The organism is Bacillus cereus group sp. MYBK216-1, assembly GCF_051916495.1.
Lineage (GTDB): Bacteria > Bacillota > Bacilli > Bacillales > Bacillaceae_G > Bacillus_A > Bacillus_A thuringiensis_K.
Window position 1 is genome coordinate 107471 of sequence record NZ_JBQAGT010000004.1, and the last position, 19682, is coordinate 127152.

The following is a 19682-nucleotide window of genomic DNA, read 5'->3' on the forward strand; positions in this document are numbered from 1 at the left end:
TTACTGATTTGTAAGACAGCCGTTTTAAAATTTGAAAAGGGTTTGTCTCTTATGGTTTATTCGCATAAGATATAGATAGAATGATTTGTATCGTAAGCAGCACGAGTTTTCATTGAATCTTTGTTGCTCTATTGATATAATCAGTGCTAGTGTATATTGGCGAGACTATTAGGAGTTGAGAACATAGATGAATAAAGAAGAAAGAGCAAAAAGACAGTCCAAAATTCGTAATTTCTCTATTATTGCTCATATTGACCACGGAAAATCAACGTTAGCAGACCGTATTTTAGAGAAAACAAACGCGTTAACACAACGCGAAATGAAAGCTCAGTTGCTTGACTCTATGGATTTAGAGCGTGAGCGTGGTATTACAATCAAATTAAACGCAGTACAATTAAACTATAAAGCAAAAGATGGTGAAGAGTATATTCTTCATTTAATTGATACACCAGGACACGTCGACTTTACGTACGAAGTATCACGTAGTTTAGCGGCTTGTGAAGGCGCGATTCTTGTAGTAGATGCAGCGCAAGGTATTGAAGCGCAAACGTTAGCAAACGTATACTTAGCGCTTGATAATAATTTAGAAATTTTACCAGTTATTAATAAAATCGACTTACCAAGTGCGGATCCGGAACGTGTACGTCAAGAGGTGGAAGACGTAATTGGTTTAGATGCATCAGAAGCGGTACTTGCTTCTGCGAAAGCTGGAATTGGTATTGAAGAAATTTTAGAGCAAATTGTTGAAAAAGTACCAGCTCCGGCGGGTGATTCAGAAGAGCCGTTACAATGTATGATTTTCGACTCTTTATATGATCCGTACCGCGGTGTAATTGCTTATATCCGTGTTGTAAATGGAACAGTAAAAGTTGGCGATAAAGTACGTATGATGGCAACGGGTAAGGAATTTGAAGTAACAGAAGTAGGTGTATTTACACCGAAAACTACACAACGTGACGAGTTAACAGTAGGTGATGTAGGTTTCTTAGCAGCATCGATTAAAAATGTTGGTGACACACGCGTTGGTGATACGATTACACATGCGAAACGTCCAGCTGCAGAGCCGTTAGCAGGTTACCGTAAGTTAAACCCGATGGTATTCTGTGGTCTGTATCCAATTGACTCTGCTCGTTATAACGATTTACGTGATGCATTAGAAAAATTAGAGTTAAACGATTCTGCTCTTGAGTTTGAACCAGAAACATCTCAAGCGCTAGGATTTGGTTTCCGTTGTGGTTTCTTAGGACTTCTTCACATGGAAATCATTCAAGAACGTATTGAACGTGAATTTAAGATTGACTTAATTACAACAGCGCCAAGCGTTATTTATAAAGTTTATTTAACTAACGGTGAAGATGTTATAGTTGATAACCCATCTAATATGCCAGATCCACAGTCTATCGATCGTGTAGAAGAGCCGTTTGTGAAGGCTTCAATTATGGTTCCGAATGACTATGTTGGAGCTGTAATGGAGATTTGCCAAGGTAAACGTGGAACGTTTATTGATATGCAATATTTAGATGAAACGCGTGTTACATTAACATATGAAATCCCGTTATCAGAAATCGTATATGACTTCTTCGATCAATTGAAATCAAATACGAAAGGGTATGCATCATTTGACTACGAGTTAATTGGCTATAAACCATCTAAACTTGTGAAAATGGATATTCTTTTAAATAATGAACAAGTGGATGCTTTATCATTTATCGTACACCGTGATTCAGCGTATGACCGTGGTAAAGTAATCGTAGAGAAATTAAAAGAATTAATTCCGAGACAACAGTTCGAAGTGCCAATTCAAGCGACTATCGGAAATAAAGTTGTAGCACGTTCTACAATTAAAGCGATGCGTAAAAACGTACTTGCAAAATGTTACGGCGGTGACATTTCTCGTAAGCGTAAACTTCTTGATAAGCAAAAAGAAGGTAAAAAACGTATGAAGTCTGTTGGTTCTGTAGAAGTACCACAAGAGGCATTCATGGCTGTACTGAAAATGGATGACAACTAATATTTGAAATAAAAAAGAAGTCGTTTGTGCGGCTTCTTTTTTCTGTATAATTACTTTTTAGACATCTGAGCAGCTCTCATTTACAATAATGAGAGAGCTTTTTAGTTCATATAGAGTTAGGAGACTGTTAATGTCCGAAAATATTCGAAAAGATATTCAAGATAAAATACAAAATGGTAATTTTAATTGTGAAAAGGAATTGACGCTTTCTATTATTAGTGGAAAGTGGAAAGTTGTGATACTGTGGCATCTTGGTGTGGAAGGGCCGCATCGTTTCAGTGAATTACAACGGTTATTCCCAAGCATTTCTCATAAAGTTTTGTCGAACCAATTAAAAGAGTTAATGGAAGATGGGATTGTTGATCGGACAGTATATCCCGAAATTCCTCCTCGCGTTGAGTATTATATGACGGAACTAGGCATGTCACTTTTACCGATCGTTGAAATGATGTATGATTGGGGAAAAATGCGAATGGAACAAATTCGTAATACGTTAGAGAAGTAGAGAACCCTCCGGAGTGCGGAGGTTTTCTTTTTAGAAAGGTAGGAGTTATATTTGGTACAAGCTGCATATATTCATATTCCGTTTTGTCAGCACATTTGTCACTATTGTGATTTTAATAAAGTGTTTATTGAACGCCAACCGGTTGATCAATATTTAGATTATCTAGAGAAGGAAATAATAAATACGGTTCAAAAAGTTCCGTTTGATAGTATGAAAACGATTTTTGTGGGCGGGGGAACTCCGACAGCGTTAAATATGGAGCAGACAAAAAAATTACTCGAGATTATTAATCGTCATTTGCGTCCGTTCGCCCCGAATTGTGAATTAACATTTGAAGCGAATCCAGGAGATCTACCGAAAGAGAAGTTGAATGTACTGCTAGAAGGTGGAGTGAATCGAATTAGTTTTGGTGTGCAAACGTTCCGTGATGAACTGCTTGAGAAAATTGGGCGCAAGCATACGAGGGAAGATGCATTCCTAGCGATTCGAGAAGCACAGGAAGTAGGCTTTAAAAATATTAATGTAGATATTATTTATGCTTTGCCAGGACAGACGATAGAAGATGTAAAAGAAACATTAGATATTGCTTTTATGCTTGGTGTACAACATTTCTCGGCATATTCATTAATTGTGGAACCAAAAACAGTGTTTTATAACTTAATGAACAAAGGGAAATTGCGTCTTCCGGGTGAAGACCATGAAGCGAAAATGTATGAAATAGTAATGGATGAAATGGAGAAACACGGTTATAACCAGTATGAAATTAGTAATTTCTCAAAAGGTGACAATAAAAGTAGACATAATCTCACATACTGGAATAATGAAGAGTATTATGGATTTGGAGCTGGAGCTCATAGTTATGTGAACGGGGAACGTATTCAAAATGTAGGTCCCCTGAAGCAATATTTTAATAAAATTGATGAAACAAGATTTCCGTATTTAGATGTTCACAAAGTGACGGAGAAAGAAAGAATGGAAGAAGAACTGTTCTTAGGGATTCGAAAAACAAAAGGTGTTTCTAAAACGTCGTTCCGCAATAAATTTAATGTGGAGATGGATCAAGTTTTCGCGAAGCAGTTACAAAGCAATCAAGAGCAGGGATTGCTTGAAGAGGAAGATGGACATGTACGTTTAACGCGAAAAGGAAAATTATTAGGGAATGAAGTATTCCAATCATTTTTGATTGACTAATTAAATGTTCCATAGGTGTGAAAAATTTTCATTATTTCGTGACGTTTCCGTTGACAATTGAATGTCAATTTTGGTAAGTTATTAATAGATTTAGCACTCAAAGACAAAGAGTGCTAACAGAGGTGATGATGAGATGCTTACGGAACGTCAGCTCTTAATTTTACAAACAATTATTGATGACTTTATTGGATCAGCGCAGCCCGTTGGGTCTAGAACGTTGGCTAAAAAAGATGAAATTACATTTAGTTCAGCTACTATTCGAAATGAAATGGCGGACTTAGAAGAATTAGGTTTTATTGAAAAAACGCACAGTTCTTCTGGACGTGTTCCTTCTGAGAAAGGCTACCGATTTTATGTAGACCATCTTTTAGCGCCGCAAAACTTACCAAACGCTGAAATTGTACAAATTAAAGATTTATTTGCCGAAAGAATTTTTGAAGCGGAAAAAATTGCACAGCAATCTGCTCAAATTTTATCAGAACTTACGAATTATACGGCCATTGTTCTTGGACCGAAGTTAAGTACAAATAAACTTAAAAATGTACAAATTGTGCCGCTTGATCGTCAAACTGCAGTCGCTATTATTGTAACTGATACAGGGCATGTACAAAGTAAAACGATTACCGTTCCGGAATCTGTTGATTTATCAGATTTAGAAAAAATGGTTAATATTTTAAATGAAAAGCTATCTGGCGTACCGATGGAAGAACTTCATAATAAAATCTTTAAAGAGATTGTTACAGTTTTACGTGGGTATGTTCATAATTACGATAGTGCAATAAAAATGTTGGATGGTACATTTCAAGTTCCGTTATCGGAAAAGATATACTTTGGAGGAAAAGCAAATATGCTTTCGCAGCCAGAGTTCCATGACATTCAAAAGGTTAGATCTTTACTTACCATGATTGATAATGAAGCCGAATTTTATGACATTTTGCGTCATAAACAAGTCGGGATTCAAGTGAAAATTGGTAGGGAAAATTCTTCGACGGCTATGGAGGATTGTAGTTTAATTTCTGCAACATATTCGATCGGCGAAGAGCAACTTGGAACAATTGCTATTTTAGGTCCTACGAGAATGCAATATTCTCGTGTAATTAGTTTGTTACAGTTATTTACGAGACAATTTACTGATGGGCTTAAAAAGTAAATGAGAGTAATACATTCGCTCAAGTGATGAAATTTTCATTGCTGTGTGTAATATATAATCCTTAGGTAATCATGCTGTGCATGATACCTAATACCTTTTAAGGAGGTGAATATTGTGGAAGAGCGTAACGAACAAGTGGTAGAAGAAGTAAAAGAAGCGCAAGTTGAAGAAGCTGTCACGCCAGAAAACAGTGAAGAAACTGTAGAAGAAAAAAGTGAGGCTGCTCTTTTACAAGAAAAAGTAGATGAGTTACAAGCGAAACTAACGGAAACGGAAGGTCGCACATTACGTCTACAAGCTGATTTTGAAAATTATAAGCGCCGTGTCCAAATGGATAAACAGGCTGCTGAAAAATATAGAGCACAAAGTCTAGTTTCAGACATCTTGCCAGCTCTTGATAATTTTGAAAGAGCGATGCAAGTGGAAGCGACTGATGAGCAAACGAAATCCTTGTTACAAGGTATGGAAATGGTGCATCGTCAATTGTTAGAAGCACTGAATAAAGAAGGTGTGGAAGTGATTGAAGCTGTTGGTAAACAGTTTGATCCTAATGAACACCAAGCTATTATGCAAGTGGAAGATAGTGAATTTGAATCAAACGCGGTTGTAGAAGAATTCCAAAAAGGTTATAAACTAAAAGACCGTGTGATTCGCCCATCAATGGTAAAAGTAAATCAATAATTTACATAAAACTAGGAGGATTCGCCATGAGTAAAATTATCGGTATTGACTTAGGTACAACAAACTCTTGTGTAGCTGTTATGGAAGGTGGAGAACCAAAGGTTATCCCAAATCCAGAAGGAAATCGTACAACACCTTCTGTTGTAGCTTTCAAAAATGAAGAACGTCAAGTTGGGGAAGTTGCAAAGCGCCAAGCAATTACAAACCCAAATACAATCATGTCTGTTAAACGTCATATGGGTACAGACTACAAAGTAGAAGTTGAAGGTAAAGATTATACACCTCAAGAAATTTCTGCAATCATTTTACAAAACTTAAAAGCTTCTGCTGAAGCATACTTAGGTGAAACAGTAACGAAAGCTGTTATTACAGTACCTGCATACTTCAACGATGCAGAGCGTCAAGCAACGAAAGATGCTGGTCGTATCGCTGGTTTAGAAGTTGAGCGTATCATTAACGAGCCAACAGCAGCAGCACTTGCTTACGGTTTAGAAAAACAAGATGAAGAACAAAAAATCTTAGTATATGACTTAGGTGGCGGTACATTTGACGTATCTATCCTTGAGTTAGCAGACGGCACATTCGAAGTTATTTCAACTGCTGGTGACAACCGTCTTGGTGGCGATGACTTTGACCAAGTTATCATCGATCACTTAGTAGCTGAGTTCAAAAAAGAAAATAACATTGATTTAAGCCAAGATAAAATGGCGCTTCAACGCTTGAAAGATGCAGCTGAAAAAGCGAAAAAAGATCTTTCTGGTGTAACACAAACTCAAATTTCATTACCATTCATTAGTGCTGGAGCTGCTGGTCCATTACACTTAGAATTAACGTTAACAAGAGCGAAATTCGAAGAGCTTTCAGCAGGTCTTGTTGAAAGAACATTAGAGCCAACTCGTCGTGCATTAAAAGACGCTGGTTTTGCTCCAAGCGAATTAGATAAAGTTATTCTTGTTGGTGGATCTACTCGTATCCCAGCTGTACAAGAAGCTATTAAACGTGAAACTGGTAAAGAGCCATATAAAGGTGTAAACCCTGATGAAGTTGTAGCATTAGGTGCTGCAGTTCAAGGTGGCGTACTTACTGGTGATGTAGAAGGCGTTCTATTATTAGACGTAACTCCACTTTCTTTAGGTATTGAAACTATGGGTGGCGTGTTCACGAAATTAATCGAGCGTAACACTACAATTCCAACAAGTAAGTCACAAGTATTCTCAACAGCTGCTGATAATCAACCAGCAGTAGACATTCACGTATTACAAGGTGAGCGTCCAATGTCAGCTGACAACAAAACGTTAGGTCGTTTCCAATTAACTGACCTTCCACCAGCACCACGTGGTATTCCACAAATCGAAGTAACATTCGATATTGATGCGAACGGTATCGTTAACGTACGTGCGAAAGACTTAGGAACAAGCAAAGAGCAAGCTATTACAATCCAATCTTCTTCAGGTCTTTCTGATGAAGAAGTAGAACGTATGGTACAAGAAGCGGAAGCAAATGCTGACGCTGACCAAAAACGTAAGGAAGAAGTTGAACTTCGTAACGAAGCTGACCAACTTGTATTCCAAACAGACAAAGTTGTAAAAGATTTAGAAGGTAAAGTAGATGCAGCTGAAGTTGCAAAAGCAACAGAAGCAAAAGAAGCATTACAAGCTGCAATTGAGAAAAACGAGCTTGAAGAAATTCGTGCGAAAAAAGATGCTTTACAAGAAATCGTACAACAGTTAACTGTTAAATTATACGAGCAAGCTCAAGCTGCTGCTGGTCAAGCAGAAGGTGCGCAAGGTGCACAAGACGCTGGCGCGAAGAAAGATAATGTAGTTGACGCTGAGTTTGAAGAAGTAAAAGAAGACAAGTAATTCAACTGTAAACATAATAAGTAAGATGACAAAAAGTCAAAGTCAAGCGTGCCTTGACTTTGGCTTTTTTCACGAATGAGAAGCGATGTGTGAGGATCTTAAGTTTTCGCTTTGCATACTGTAAGTGAGGAAACTTTGTTGCAAAGCACTTTCTTTCGGTGTTAAAATTACGTTTATGTGAAAGATTCGGGGGTTGTAAATTTATGAGTAAACGAGACTATTATGAGGTCCTTGGACTTAGCAAGGGCGCTTCAACAGATGAAATTAAAAAAGCGTATCGTCGTTTGGCTAAAAAATACCATCCAGACGTAAGTAAAGAAGAAAATGCAATTGAAAAGTTTAAAGAAGTACAAGAAGCATACGAAGTGTTAAGTGATGATCAAAAGCGTGCGCAGTACGATCAATTTGGTCATGCTGGTGCAAATCAAGGATTCGGTGGATTTGGCGGCGGAGGAGACTTCGGCGGTGGCTTCGGTTTTGAAGATATATTTAGTTCTTTCTTTGGCGGTGGCGGCGGCAGACGTCGTGATCCAAATGCTCCGCGCCAAGGTGCTGACTTACAATATCAAGTCACTTTAGATTTTGAAGAAGCTATTTTTGGTAAGGAATTAAATGTGGAAATTCCAGTAGAAGATCCATGTGATACTTGTAAAGGTAGTGGAGCAAAACCAGGAACTTCAAAAGAAACATGTAAACATTGTTCAGGTTCTGGTCAAGTGAGTGTTGAACAAAACACACCATTTGGTCGTATCGTAAACCGTCAAGCTTGTGGTCATTGTTCAGGAACTGGACAAATTATTAAAGAAAAATGTACGACATGTCACGGTTCAGGTAAAGTTCGTAAACGTAAAAAAATTAATGTTAAAATTCCAGCGGGTATTGATAATGGTCAACAAATTCGTGTGTCTGGAAAAGGTGAAGCCGGCGTAAATGGCGGACCGGCAGGAGACTTATATGTTGTCGTTCATGTAAGAAATCATGAATTCTTCGAGCGTGAAGGAGATCACATTATTTGCGAAATGCCATTAACATTTGCGCAAATGGCGCTTGGTGATGAAGTGGAAGTTCCTACTGTTCATGGTAAAGTGAAGCTGAAAATTCCAGCAGGAACACAAACTGGAACTGAATTCCGCTTAAAAGGAAAAGGTGCTCCGAACGTACGTGGATACGGCCAAGGAGATCAATATGTAGTCGTTCGTGTTGTTGTACCAACGAAATTGACTTCACAGCAAAAAGATTTATTACGTGAATTTGCAGGACAAGAAGAGCAGGATGATAGTTTATTCGGAAAGCTTAAACGTGCTTTCAAAGGGGAATAATGGAAATAAAAAATGGAGTTGGTAAATTGTGAAATGGTCAGAAATTAGTATTCATACAACAGAAGAAGCAGTAGAAGCTGTCTCTCATATTTTACACGAAGCTGGTGCTAGCGGAGTTGCGATTGAGGACCCAGCGGAGTTAACGAAAGAGCGCGAGCAACAATATGGTGAAATTTATGCATTGAATCCCGATGAATATCCAGCGGAAGGTGTATTAATAAAAGCATATTTCCCGCAAACCGATTCTTTACATGAAACGATTGCAGGTGTAAAATCATCTATTGATGTGCTTCCATCTTACGACATCGAAATTGGTACTGGAAATATTACCGTTAACGAAGTCAATGAAGAAGATTGGGCTACTGCTTGGAAAAAATATTACCATCCAGTACAAATTTCTGATACATTCACAATCGTACCGACTTGGGAAGAATATACACCATCTTCTCCTGATGAAAAAATCATTGAATTAGACCCGGGTATGGCGTTTGGTACAGGAACTCATCCAACAACAACGATGTGTATACGTGCTTTAGAAAAAACAGTACAGCCAGGTGACACTATTATTGATGTAGGAACAGGTTCTGGTGTACTTAGTATTGCAGCGGCAAAATTAGGTGCGTCTTCTGTTCAAGCATATGATTTAGATCCGGTTGCGGTTGAAAGTGCAGAAATGAATGTACGTTTAAATAAAACAGATGATATCGTGTCTGTTGGACAAAATAGTCTTTTAGAAGGTATTGAAGGTCCTGTTGATTTAATCGTAGCTAACTTATTAGCAGAAATCATTCTATTATTCCCTGAAGATGCAGCAAGAGTTGTGAAATCAGGTGGATTATTTATTACATCGGGCATTATTGCTACGAAGGAAAAAGTAATTTCTGAGGCGCTAGAAAAAGCTGGATTTACAATTGAAGAAGTGTTACGAATGGAAGATTGGGTAGCAATTATTGCACGAAATGCGTAATATAGATTTTAGTCTATAATGAAAAGGGGAGTCTCTCACTATAAGGTGAGGGACTTGCCGTTTGTTATATGAAAAATGACAACGTTTCGTTCTTTTCGTAAGTGTTGACTTACGAAAGGAACGAAACTCTACTAAGGTGATTATATGCAACGTTATTTTGTAGAAGAGAAATATGTAAATGAGACAAGTATTCGCATTGTAGGTGATGACGTACATCATATCGCAAGAGTGATGCGTATGTCAGCTGGAGATCATATTTATTGCTGTGTAAACGGAAAAACAGCAGTATGTTCAATTGATGAAATTACCAGTGAATTTATTAATACGACTATTGTAGAATGGGTAGAGGCGTCAAGTGAACTTCCTGTTTTCGTGACGATTGCAAGTGGACTGCCAAAAGGAGACAAGCTAGAGTTAATTTTTCAAAAAGGAACTGAGCTTGGGGCAGCTGCATTCTTACCATTTCAAGCATCTCGCTCTATCGTAAAATGGGATGCGAAAAAAGCTGATAAAAAAGTTGAGCGTTTAAGAAAAATTGTGAAAGAAGCTGCGGAACAATCACATAGAAGTGAAATTCCAGAAGTACATGCTCCGGCATCATTTAAGCAATTGCTTTCAATGAGTGGTGAGTATGATGTTTGTCTTGTTGCTTACGAAGAGGAAGCAAAACAAGGCGAGAAATCTAATTTTGCGAAAGCTTTAACGACAATGAAACCAGGTCAAAAGCTATTGATTGTATTTGGCCCAGAAGGCGGTTTAGCTGAGGAAGAGATTACAGCGCTTCGTGAACATAAATTTGTACCATGTAGTTTAGGACCAAGAATTTTAAGAACAGAAACGGCGCCATTATACGCGTTAAGTGCTGCTTCGTATCATTTTGAATTGATGGGGTGATGATCAATGTCAACTGTTGCGTTCCATACGTTAGGTTGTAAAGTAAACCACTATGAAACAGAAGCCATTTGGCAATTGTTTAAACAAGGTGGTTATGAAAGAACAGAATATGAAAAGAAAGCTGATGTATATGTTATTAACACATGTACAGTAACGAATACTGGGGACAAAAAAAGTCGTCAAGTAATTAGACGTGCTGTGCGTCAAAATCCAGATGCAGTTATTTGTGTAACGGGATGTTACGCACAAACATCTCCAGCGGAAATTATGGCAATCCCAGGTGTGGATATTGTAGTTGGTACACAGGATCGTGAAAAGATGTTAGGTTACATCGAAGAATTTCGTAAAGAGCGTCAACCAATTAATGCTGTCCGCAATATTATGAAAACACGCGTGTACGAAGAACTTGATGTACCTTATTTCACGGATCGTACACGTGCGTCTTTAAAAATACAAGAGGGTTGCAATAACTTCTGTACATTCTGTATCATTCCTTGGGCGCGTGGTTTAATGCGTTCTCGTGATGGAAAAGAAGTTATTAAACAAGCACAACAATTAGTGGATGCAGGCTATAAAGAAATCGTATTAACGGGTATTCATACAGGTGGATACGGCGAAGACATAAAAGATTATAACTTAGCTGGATTACTTCGTGATATGGAAGCGGAAGTAGGCGGATTAAAACGTCTTCGTATTTCTTCTATTGAAGCGAGTCAAATTTCAGATGAAGTAATTGAAGTGTTAGATAAATCTGAAGTAGTTGTACGCCACTTGCATATTCCGTTGCAATCTGGTTCTAATACTGTATTAAAACGTATGCGTCGTAAATATACGATGGAGTTCTTCCAAGAGCGTTTAGATCGTTTGAAAGAAGCGTTACCAGGCCTTGCGATTACATCTGATGTAATCGTTGGTTTCCCAGGTGAAACAGAAGAAGAATTCATGGAAACATACAATTTCATTAAAGAGAACCGCTTCTCTGAGTTACATGTGTTCCCTTACTCAAAACGTACAGGAACACCTGCAGCACGCATGGAAGATCAAGTTCCTGAAGATGTGAAGAACGATCGTGTTCATCGTTTAATTGAGCTATCTAATCAATTAGCGAAAGAGTACGCATCAGGGTTTGAAGGTGAAGTGCTTGAAATCATTCCGGAAGAGCAATTTAAAGAGGGCGACCGTGAAGGGTTATATGTAGGTTATACAGATAACTACTTGAAAATTGTATTTGAAGGATCAGAAGAATTAATTGGTAAGCTAGTGAAAGTGAAAATTACGAAAGCTGGTTATCCATATAACGAAGCGCAATTTGTTCGTGTTCTTGAAGATGATGTAAAAAAAGAATCAGCTAGTGCATAAAAAGAGCGTGCAACCGGAAACGGTTTGCATGCTTTCTTTATTTGAATCGGTTAAGTACTAGAGGGCGTGGAGGCGTTTCATGCATCCCTGTATGAAAAAAGATGAAATGATAAAAATATAGTTGTCTTCATCAGTGAAGGATACTAGCTATTTGCCATAACTTTTGAAAAGGAAATGCTTCTATTCTTCTTTTATTCTGCCAAATAGTTGACCTGAAGTGATAAAATGTATTATAATCGTAAAAGACATGCTGAAGAAGTGTTTCTTTTTGCATGCTGAAGTTAGTATGTAAGTGTGATGTTTCGGAGGGAGGGAAAGAGAATGTCAAAAACAGTCGTTCGTAAAAACGAGTCTTTGGAGGATGCACTTCGCCGTTTTAAAAGATCGGTTTCTAAAACTGGTACACTTGCTGAAGCAAGAAAGCGCGAGTTTTATGAAAAACCAAGTGTAAAACGTAAGAAGAAATCTGAAGCGGCAAGAAAGCGTAAATTCTAAGAGAGGGTGTAAGTTATGAGTCTTCTCGGTCGTTTAAACGATGATATGAAACAAGCGATGAAGAATAAACAAAAAGAAAAATTAACCGTTATTCGTATGGTTAAGGCTGCTTTACAAAATGAAGGTATTAAACTGCAACATACTCTTACTGAAGAAGAGGAAATAACAGTTTTAGCTCGTGAAGTAAAACAGTATAAGGACTCCCTCCTTGAATTTAAAAAAGCTGGTCGTGAAGACCTTGTTAATAAACTGCAAAGTGAAATTCAGATTTTAAGCGCATATTTGCCAGAGCAATTAACTGAAGAAGAACTAGTTGATGTAATCAAGCAAGTTATTTCTGAAGTTGGTGCGACTTCTAAAGCAGATATGGGTAAGGTGATGACTGCTGTTATGCCGAAAGTAAAAGGTAAAACAGACGGATCACTTGTGAATAAGCTGGTTATCCAGCTATTAGCATAAAAAAACGTCTCATTTCGTATGAGACGTTTTTTTATTGTTCTTATTAAGGAGAAACGCTATATTGCTTAAAAAGCGTTTCTGTAAGTGATAGAAACCCCTCTAGTTAAAGTTTCAATTTATTATTTCCTTGTATAATTCTGATTCTACACCTGTTCTTACTTCCTTGACTAAAACTTCTTTCGCAAATAAAAGCTAAGTACCGAGCCTTCTGAAACTCAGATTGAAGTTTTATAGCGTGCTCTTCAGCATAATCCTCGAAGGTAACAAAAGAGATTCTAACTATATTAGATTTTGCATCAGTTGCATAAAATGGCCGGATATGACTGTCGATAACTTGTTTTATAGCATTCAAAATTTCTTGACCAAAGCCAATTTACTTTCGTATTTCCTCATTTATTAATTCATCTTTTAATGAACCCTAATATTTTTTGAAATTCATATAACAACCATCTATAAAATATTCTTACTTACAACGTAACATTCAGAGCGGGGAAATTTTCTTTTTTGAATTTTATCCCGCATTAACAGGCAACCCGATTGGTGAGGGTTGATTAAAGTTTCACTTTACCTCATTTGTCCAATAAATGACAACTACTTATTCTATGGTCAGTATGTCACGTCCAGAACGAATTGTAACAGGTTTTTTCAAGTTTCCAACTTCTCGCTAGGCTCAATTTCTTAATGTAACTTGTACTGATATCCTGTAGGGGCGCATATTCTTGTATTAATACTTCTATTATTAAAGGTAATATCCTCTGATCCATCATTGTCCTGACAAATATGATTTCATATAGCGACTGTTTTAATTAACATGATATGAACTCTTACAGAATATAGTTATGTTAGTGAAGTCGTTATAACACGATAGGCACTTGTGAAGAAATACATATATATATATGGGATGAGGAGGGGGTCTTTCGAGATGAAGAAATTAGAACAAATGAAAAATTGGTTAACAAAACAAGTAGATCTACCAGTGGATGTATTAATGGATCTGCCTCGGATTACTCTTGTTGGGCAAATACATATTTATATAGAAAATCATCGGGGGTTATTAGTGTTTTCAGATAAAGAAGTGCGATTACTTTTAAAACATGGTCAATTATTAATTAAAGGACAATCCTTTGTTATTAAAACGATTCTTCCAGAAGAGCTTTTACTCGAAGGTATAATTGAGCAAGTAACATTTTTAGAAAATGAAAAAAAAGGTGATTGAAGTGAAACTTCCATTTGTGAAGTTTTTCTTCTTTATCCTGTAAAAGTTCCGTTGATAGAGACTGATTACAGTTTTACTCTGTTTCATTTTAGTACGAGCTATTTTAATGCTTCAAATAAAAAGTCGTATACCTACTTTTAGAAAGGTAGTGAAGGTGGTAAATGAAAAATAAATGGTTTATAAAGTGGCTTGGGTATGTAAAAGTGCGAATTGAAGGTAGAGGGGCAGAACGGTTTGTTAATGAATGTGTACGGAGGAATTTATTAGTTTGGGATGTTAAGAAGATAGCTGATGAAACGTTAGTTTTTTGTATATTGTTACGCGATGTGAAAAAAATAAAACCAATTTATAGAAAAAATGAATGTAAATTATATTTTATTGGACGTTATGGTTTTCCTTTTTGGAATAAGCGTTTAATTAAAAATAGTGGATTTTTAATTGGGTTTTTAATTTTCTTTTTTGGTGTGATTGCAATGTCAAATATGGTTTGGAAAATTGAAATTACAGGAGCAAAACCTGAAACAGAATATATATTAATGAAAGAATTGGATAAAATGGGTATTAAAAAAGGGAAACTACAGTTTCAAATGCCGAATGTAGAGGATGTACAACGCCATTTGACAGATAATATTAATGCCATTACTTGGGCGGGACTAGAAGTAAGAGGAACGACGTATCATTTTAAAATTGTTGAAAAAAACGAACCGAAAAAAGAAAAGGAACAAAGGCCACAAAATTTAGTAGCAAAAAAAGAAGCGATTATTACAAAAACGTTTGTAGAAGTTGGAAAACCGGTTGTACTGAAAAATGATCATGTGGAAAAAGGGCAGATTCTCGTATCTGGAATATATGGTAATGAGGAAAGCCCGACAATTGTTTCAGCGAAAGGTATTGTGTATGGCGAAACGTGGTATACCTCTAAAGTGAATGTCCCGTTAAAGACGCAATTTCAAGTGTATACTGGTAATGTATACAATGAACATTTTCTTAAATTTGGGGATACGAAAATAAAAATATGGGGATTTCAACATGATAAGTATAAACGCTCTCGTACTGAAAGTGTAAAGCACGATGTGAAATTATTTGGTTTTACACTGCCGATTGCATATGAAAAAGATGTTGTGAGAGAAGAGGAAGAAGCGAATCGAGAATATACAGAAAAGCAAGCGTTAAAAGTAGCGAAAGAGATGGCCGAAAAAGAACTAAAGAAAAAATTGGATGAACATGCTATGATTGTAAGTGATAAGATTTTGAGTAAAGAGGTTGAGGCGGATCAACTAAAGGTCACATTGCATTATACTGTAGTTGAAAATATTGCAGAGCCACAACCAATATCTGAATCCGATATTCAAGGAGACTGAGTAATGGCAGAACAATTAGTAGAAATGAACCAACAATTGGAAAATACTAACGAAGCAATCGCTCTTTTTGGAGTCAATGATGCGCATTTAAAAGTAATTGAACGAGAACTCAATGTATCGATCGTAACTAGAGGAGAAACTGTTCATGTATCTGGGGCAGTTGAAACGGTAACACTCGTAGAAAAAATCTTACAGCAATTACTTGTTGTAATTCGTAAAAGTATATCAATTTCGGAGAGAGATGTTGCGTATGCAATTCAGCTCGCACAACAAGGGAAAATTGCTCAATTTGAAGAGTTATATGAAGAAGAAATTTTCAAGACTGCAAAAGGTAAATCCATTCGTGTAAAAACAATGGGGCAAAGACGATATATTCATGCGATGAAGAAGAATGATATTGTCTTTGGAATAGGGCCAGCAGGAACTGGAAAAACATACTTAGCTGTAGTAATGGCTGTGAGGGCTTTAAAACAAGGATATGTAAAGAAAATTATTTTAACAAGACCTGCTGTAGAAGCTGGAGAAAACTTAGGTTTTTTACCAGGGGATCTGAAAGAGAAGGTTGATCCATACTTACGTCCATTATATGATGCCTTACATGATATTCTTGGACAAGAATATACGCAGCGTATGATGGAGCGAGGAGTAATTGAAATCGCGCCACTTGCTTATATGAGGGGACGTACGCTTGATGATTCATTTGTTATTTTAGATGAGGCTCAAAATACAACGGGTGCTCAAATAAAAATGTTTTTAACGAGATTAGGTTTTAGTTCTAAAATGGTTATTACAGGGGATCCTTCACAAGTAGACTTGCCAAAAGGGGTAAAATCAGGGCTATCTATAGCCTCTAATATTTTATCTGGTGTATCAGGTCTGTCATTTATTACATTAGAACAAACAGACGTTGTGAGACATCCATTGGTGCAACGTATTATTGAGGCATATGATAAAATGGAATGATCCTATTTGTCAGGATCATTTCTTTTTGTATGATAAGGTTGGCGAACGTCATATTTTTTACTATCATGAAAGATAAGGAAAATAAACTATAGGTACTGGTGTATAAAATGTTGCCTCAAAGTATCGTTGGGTAGAAGAAATGAAAGCTATAAATAGTTTCACTTTATTTCTGGAGAGGAGAAGTATTGAAATCATGTCAAGATCTCAAGAAATTTCTAAGTGGTTTCGTAATTTACAACATTCGAAAAAACTAAGTTGGATTTCTTACGTTGTATTAGGAGCAGTGCTGTTTTTTGCGCTTATGAATAATGTAAAACCAGAGCAATTAGATGTTAACATGTATTCTATTGCGAAAAAGACAATCCATTCTCCTATAAAAATTGAAGATAAAGTTACAACGGATAAAAAGAAAAAAGAAGCCGCTACAAAAGTTGAAGATCAATATACATATAAAAGTGAGTATAAACAAAATAAAGTTGATATTGTGAATGACGTCTTCGCTAAAGTGGATGAAGTGGTGCAAGAGATTAAAGCTGTTGGACCGGATGATCAAAAAAAGATTACTGATGCTGAGAAAGTGGATAAGTTAAAAAAGAAACTACCTGCTGACTTAACGAAAGAATTATCTGATTCAAACTTACTAAATTTGATTAATGCAGATTCGGGCCAATTAGTATTAGCGAAAGATGCTGCGGTCACAGCGATTAATAGTATCATGACTGAGCATATTAAAATGGACGAATTGAAAGATGCGAAAGAACGATATGTAAGTGAGATGAATAGTGTTAATGTTGATAATGGTTTAAAAGAGTCAATTAAGGCGCTAGGAAGATATGCAATTTCAGCGAACTATTTTTATGACCCGATCTTAACGAAAGAGAAGAGAAAAGCAGAGGAAGATTTAGTTCCACCTGTTTATATTCTTCAAGGACAAGTTCTTGTTAGAGAAGGTGAAACAATTTCAAGTGATGTGTATAATCAGTTGAAATTAGTTGGTTTGTTAGAAAAAGGGAATGGCTTTCAACCTTATGTTGGATTAGCGGTACTCATTAGTGTGTTACTATACTTTATGCATAAACAATTTGAATTGTTTTTAAAGAGAAAAAGAGAAGATAGACCGTATGTTTTAGCGTATATTACAATTTTGTCTATCACAATCGTCTTAATGAAAATCATTAGTTTGTTTCAAAAACTTGAATACGCAGGGATTGCATATGTTGTCCCAATTGCGATGGGAACATTACTTGTAAAACTAATGATTGGTGATCGATTTGTCTTTTTAACGAGTATGATTTTTTCTGTATGCGGAAGTATTATGTTTAATGAAGGAGTAACGAGTACGTTAAATTATAGTGTAGGGATTTACGTATTGTTAAGTTCATTATCGGTTAGTATTTTCTTGCGAGAAAAAAATCGTCGTACAATGATCTTACAAGCTGGTATACTCGTTTCTGTATTAAATGTAGTCGTATTGGCGGCGCTCTTATTATTACGTAATGGGAATTTTTCGCCTCTTGAAATTGGTACGCAATTATTAATGGCTTCACTTTCAGGGATTATATCGTCCGTTTTGGCTATGGGGATTTTACCATATTTAGAAAGTGGACTTGGAATCGTATCAAGTATGAAGCTTATGGAACTATCAAGTCCAAATCATCCGCTTTTACGTAGAATTTTGTTAGAAGCGCCAGGGACATATCATCATAGTGTAATGGTAGCGAATCTTTCTGAGGCTGCGTGTGAAGCAGTCGGGGCAAATGGTGTATTAGCACGTGTAGGTGCATATTATCATGATGTAGGAAAAACAGTACAACCGCAATTCTTTATTGAAAACCAAATGGGAATTGAAAACCCGCATGATAAATTAGATCCTGTAACGAGTAAAGATATTATAATTGCTCACGTAACGGATGGAGTAAGAATGCTCGAAGAATATCATATTCCACAAGAAATTATTGATATCGCTGGGCAACATCACGGTACAACGTTACTGAAATATTTTTATTATAAAGCAATTAAAGAAGATAAAGAAAAATATACAGAAGAGATGTTCCGTTATCCAGGTTCAAAAGCAACTTCGAAAGAATCGGCAATTGTTGGTATTGCTGATAGTGTAGAAGCTGCGGTACGTTCTATGAATCACCCAACGCCAGAACAAATTAATAATTTAGTGCAAAGTATTATTAAAGATCGATTGCAAGACGGTCAATTTAGTGAATGTGATTTGACGTTTAAAGAACTACAAATCGTTGGGAAAACGTTGTGTGAAACGTTAAATGGTATTTTCCATTCGCGTATTACATATCCGGAACTTCCGGAAGAAAAGGAGAAAGAATGAGTTTGTTAATTGATTTTATTGATGAAACAGAAGAAGTAAAAGAAGCGTATATGAGTTTAATTCGTGAAGTGTTAGAAAAAGCAGCTCAAATGGAAAATATCGAGGATGGCGTGGAGGTATCGGTGACATTTGTAGATAATGAGCGCATTAGAGAAATTAATCGTGATTACCGAGATAAAGATCAACCTACAGATGTAATATCTTTTGCCATGGAAGAGATGGGAGAAGGAGAAATGGAGATCGTTGGTGCAGAGATGCCGCGCATGTTAGGTGATCTTATTATCTCTATTCCAAGGGCGAAAGAGCAAGCTGAAGAGTACGGACATTCTTTCGATCGTGAACTTGGATTTTTGGCGTTACATGGCTTTTTACATTTACTTGGTTATGATCACATGACGGAAGAAGATGAAAAAGAAATGTTCGGAAGACAAAAAGAAATTTTAGAAGCTTTTGGATTAGGAAGATGAAAAAAGGAAAACTTATAGATAGTTTTGGATATGCTATAGCTGGTATATTCTTTTGTTTTCGTCATGAACGAAATATGAAAATCCATTATTTAGCCGCAGTCATTGTTATATGCTGCGGCTTTTATTTCCATATTACGAAAATAGAGTGGATGATATTACTTATTGTAATAGGGATTGTAATGAGTTTAGAGATGGTAAATACGGCTGTGGAAAAAACGGTAGATTTAGCGACTGCCGATATTCATCCGTTTGCAAAAATTGCAAAGGATGTTGCGGCAGGAGCGGTTTTATTATTTACAATTATAGCTGTTATAATTGGTGCTATTATCTTTTTACCGTATATGGTATAGTTGCATTCCGAAGCTTTTATTAAGCTTTGGAAGTGCCGTAAGGGCCTTTAATGAGAGAGTGTATCTCTTCATAGCTGTGAACAGGAAGGATGCG

Annotated in this window: 18 protein-coding genes; all 18 read left to right on the top strand. The window is 36.6% G+C overall.

Annotated features, from left to right (window positions below; genetic code table 11):
* Positions 1-187 precede the first annotated feature (187 nt).
* Positions 188-2011 (top strand): elongation factor 4, encoded by a 1824-nt coding sequence (lepA, locus tag ACTFRH_RS14960; protein ID WP_001030949.1) that lies wholly within the window; start codon positions 188-190, stop codon positions 2009-2011.
* Positions 2012-2141: 130 nt separating this feature from the next.
* On the top strand, positions 2142-2516 hold the full coding sequence (locus ACTFRH_RS14965) for a winged helix-turn-helix transcriptional regulator (RefSeq protein WP_001293539.1): 375 nt from the start codon (positions 2142-2144) through the stop codon (positions 2514-2516).
* A 51-nt stretch (positions 2517-2567) separates the two neighbouring features.
* Positions 2568-3707 carry a radical SAM family heme chaperone HemW gene (gene hemW, locus ACTFRH_RS14970; RefSeq protein WP_440048765.1) on the top strand — a complete coding sequence of 380 codons (1140 nt, stop codon included), beginning with the start codon at positions 2568-2570 and terminating at the stop codon, positions 3705-3707.
* A gap of 133 nt (positions 3708-3840) precedes the next feature.
* Positions 3841-4857 carry a heat-inducible transcriptional repressor HrcA gene (hrcA, locus tag ACTFRH_RS14975; RefSeq protein WP_000954941.1) on the top strand — a complete coding sequence of 339 codons (1017 nt, stop codon included), beginning with the start codon at positions 3841-3843 and terminating at the stop codon, positions 4855-4857.
* A gap of 114 nt (positions 4858-4971) precedes the next feature.
* Positions 4972-5538, top strand: a complete 567-nt coding sequence (gene grpE / locus ACTFRH_RS14980; RefSeq protein WP_000392710.1) for a nucleotide exchange factor GrpE — start codon at positions 4972-4974, stop codon at positions 5536-5538.
* A 26-nt stretch (positions 5539-5564) separates the two neighbouring features.
* Complete coding sequence (dnaK, locus tag ACTFRH_RS14985) at positions 5565-7400, top strand: chaperone protein DnaK (RefSeq protein ID WP_000034700.1); 1836 nt, start codon at positions 5565-5567, stop codon at positions 7398-7400.
* A gap of 203 nt (positions 7401-7603) precedes the next feature.
* A complete protein-coding gene (gene dnaJ / locus ACTFRH_RS14990; protein WP_000043947.1) occupies positions 7604-8719 on the top strand; it encodes a chaperone protein DnaJ in 1116 nt (371 codons plus the stop codon).
* Positions 8720-8747: 28 nt separating this feature from the next.
* Positions 8748-9686, top strand: a complete 939-nt coding sequence (gene prmA, locus ACTFRH_RS14995; protein ID WP_000872104.1) for a 50S ribosomal protein L11 methyltransferase — start codon at positions 8748-8750, stop codon at positions 9684-9686.
* A 144-nt stretch (positions 9687-9830) separates the two neighbouring features.
* Positions 9831-10580 (top strand): 16S rRNA (uracil(1498)-N(3))-methyltransferase, encoded by a 750-nt coding sequence (locus ACTFRH_RS15000; protein ID WP_001190164.1) that lies wholly within the window; start codon positions 9831-9833, stop codon positions 10578-10580.
* Positions 10581-10586: 6 nt separating this feature from the next.
* Positions 10587-11939, top strand: coding sequence for a tRNA (N(6)-L-threonylcarbamoyladenosine(37)-C(2))-methylthiotransferase MtaB (gene mtaB / locus ACTFRH_RS15005; protein ID WP_000108683.1), 1353 nt, complete (start codon positions 10587-10589; stop codon positions 11937-11939).
* 321 nt (positions 11940-12260) lie between these two features.
* Positions 12261-12434 (top strand): 30S ribosomal protein S21, encoded by a 174-nt coding sequence (gene rpsU, locus ACTFRH_RS15010; RefSeq protein ID WP_000048061.1) that lies wholly within the window; start codon positions 12261-12263, stop codon positions 12432-12434.
* Positions 12435-12449: 15 nt separating this feature from the next.
* On the top strand, positions 12450-12893 hold the full coding sequence (locus ACTFRH_RS15015) for a GatB/YqeY domain-containing protein (protein WP_000054562.1): 444 nt from the start codon (positions 12450-12452) through the stop codon (positions 12891-12893).
* A 922-nt stretch (positions 12894-13815) separates the two neighbouring features.
* Positions 13816-14109: a sporulation protein YqfC gene (gene yqfC, locus ACTFRH_RS15020; RefSeq protein ID WP_000732269.1), complete on the top strand. Its 294-nt coding sequence runs from the start codon at positions 13816-13818 to the stop codon at positions 14107-14109.
* 161 nt (positions 14110-14270) lie between these two features.
* Positions 14271-15470: a sporulation protein YqfD gene (gene yqfD, locus ACTFRH_RS15025; protein ID WP_000792494.1), complete on the top strand. Its 1200-nt coding sequence runs from the start codon at positions 14271-14273 to the stop codon at positions 15468-15470.
* 3 nt (positions 15471-15473) lie between these two features.
* Positions 15474-16433 (top strand): PhoH family protein, encoded by a 960-nt coding sequence (locus ACTFRH_RS15030; protein WP_000840521.1) that lies wholly within the window; start codon positions 15474-15476, stop codon positions 16431-16433.
* A gap of 193 nt (positions 16434-16626) precedes the next feature.
* A complete protein-coding gene (locus ACTFRH_RS15035) occupies positions 16627-18771 on the top strand; it encodes an HD family phosphohydrolase (RefSeq protein WP_440048764.1) in 2145 nt (714 codons plus the stop codon).
* Positions 18768-19238, top strand: a complete 471-nt coding sequence (gene ybeY / locus ACTFRH_RS15040; RefSeq protein ID WP_000054682.1) for an rRNA maturation RNase YbeY — start codon at positions 18768-18770, stop codon at positions 19236-19238. Before ACTFRH_RS15035 ends, ybeY begins: the two co-directional genes overlap by 4 nt.
* Positions 19235-19588 carry a diacylglycerol kinase family protein gene (locus tag ACTFRH_RS15045; RefSeq protein WP_000715462.1) on the top strand — a complete coding sequence of 118 codons (354 nt, stop codon included), beginning with the start codon at positions 19235-19237 and terminating at the stop codon, positions 19586-19588. Before ybeY ends, ACTFRH_RS15045 begins: the two co-directional genes overlap by 4 nt.
* Positions 19589-19682: the final 94 nt, after the last annotated feature.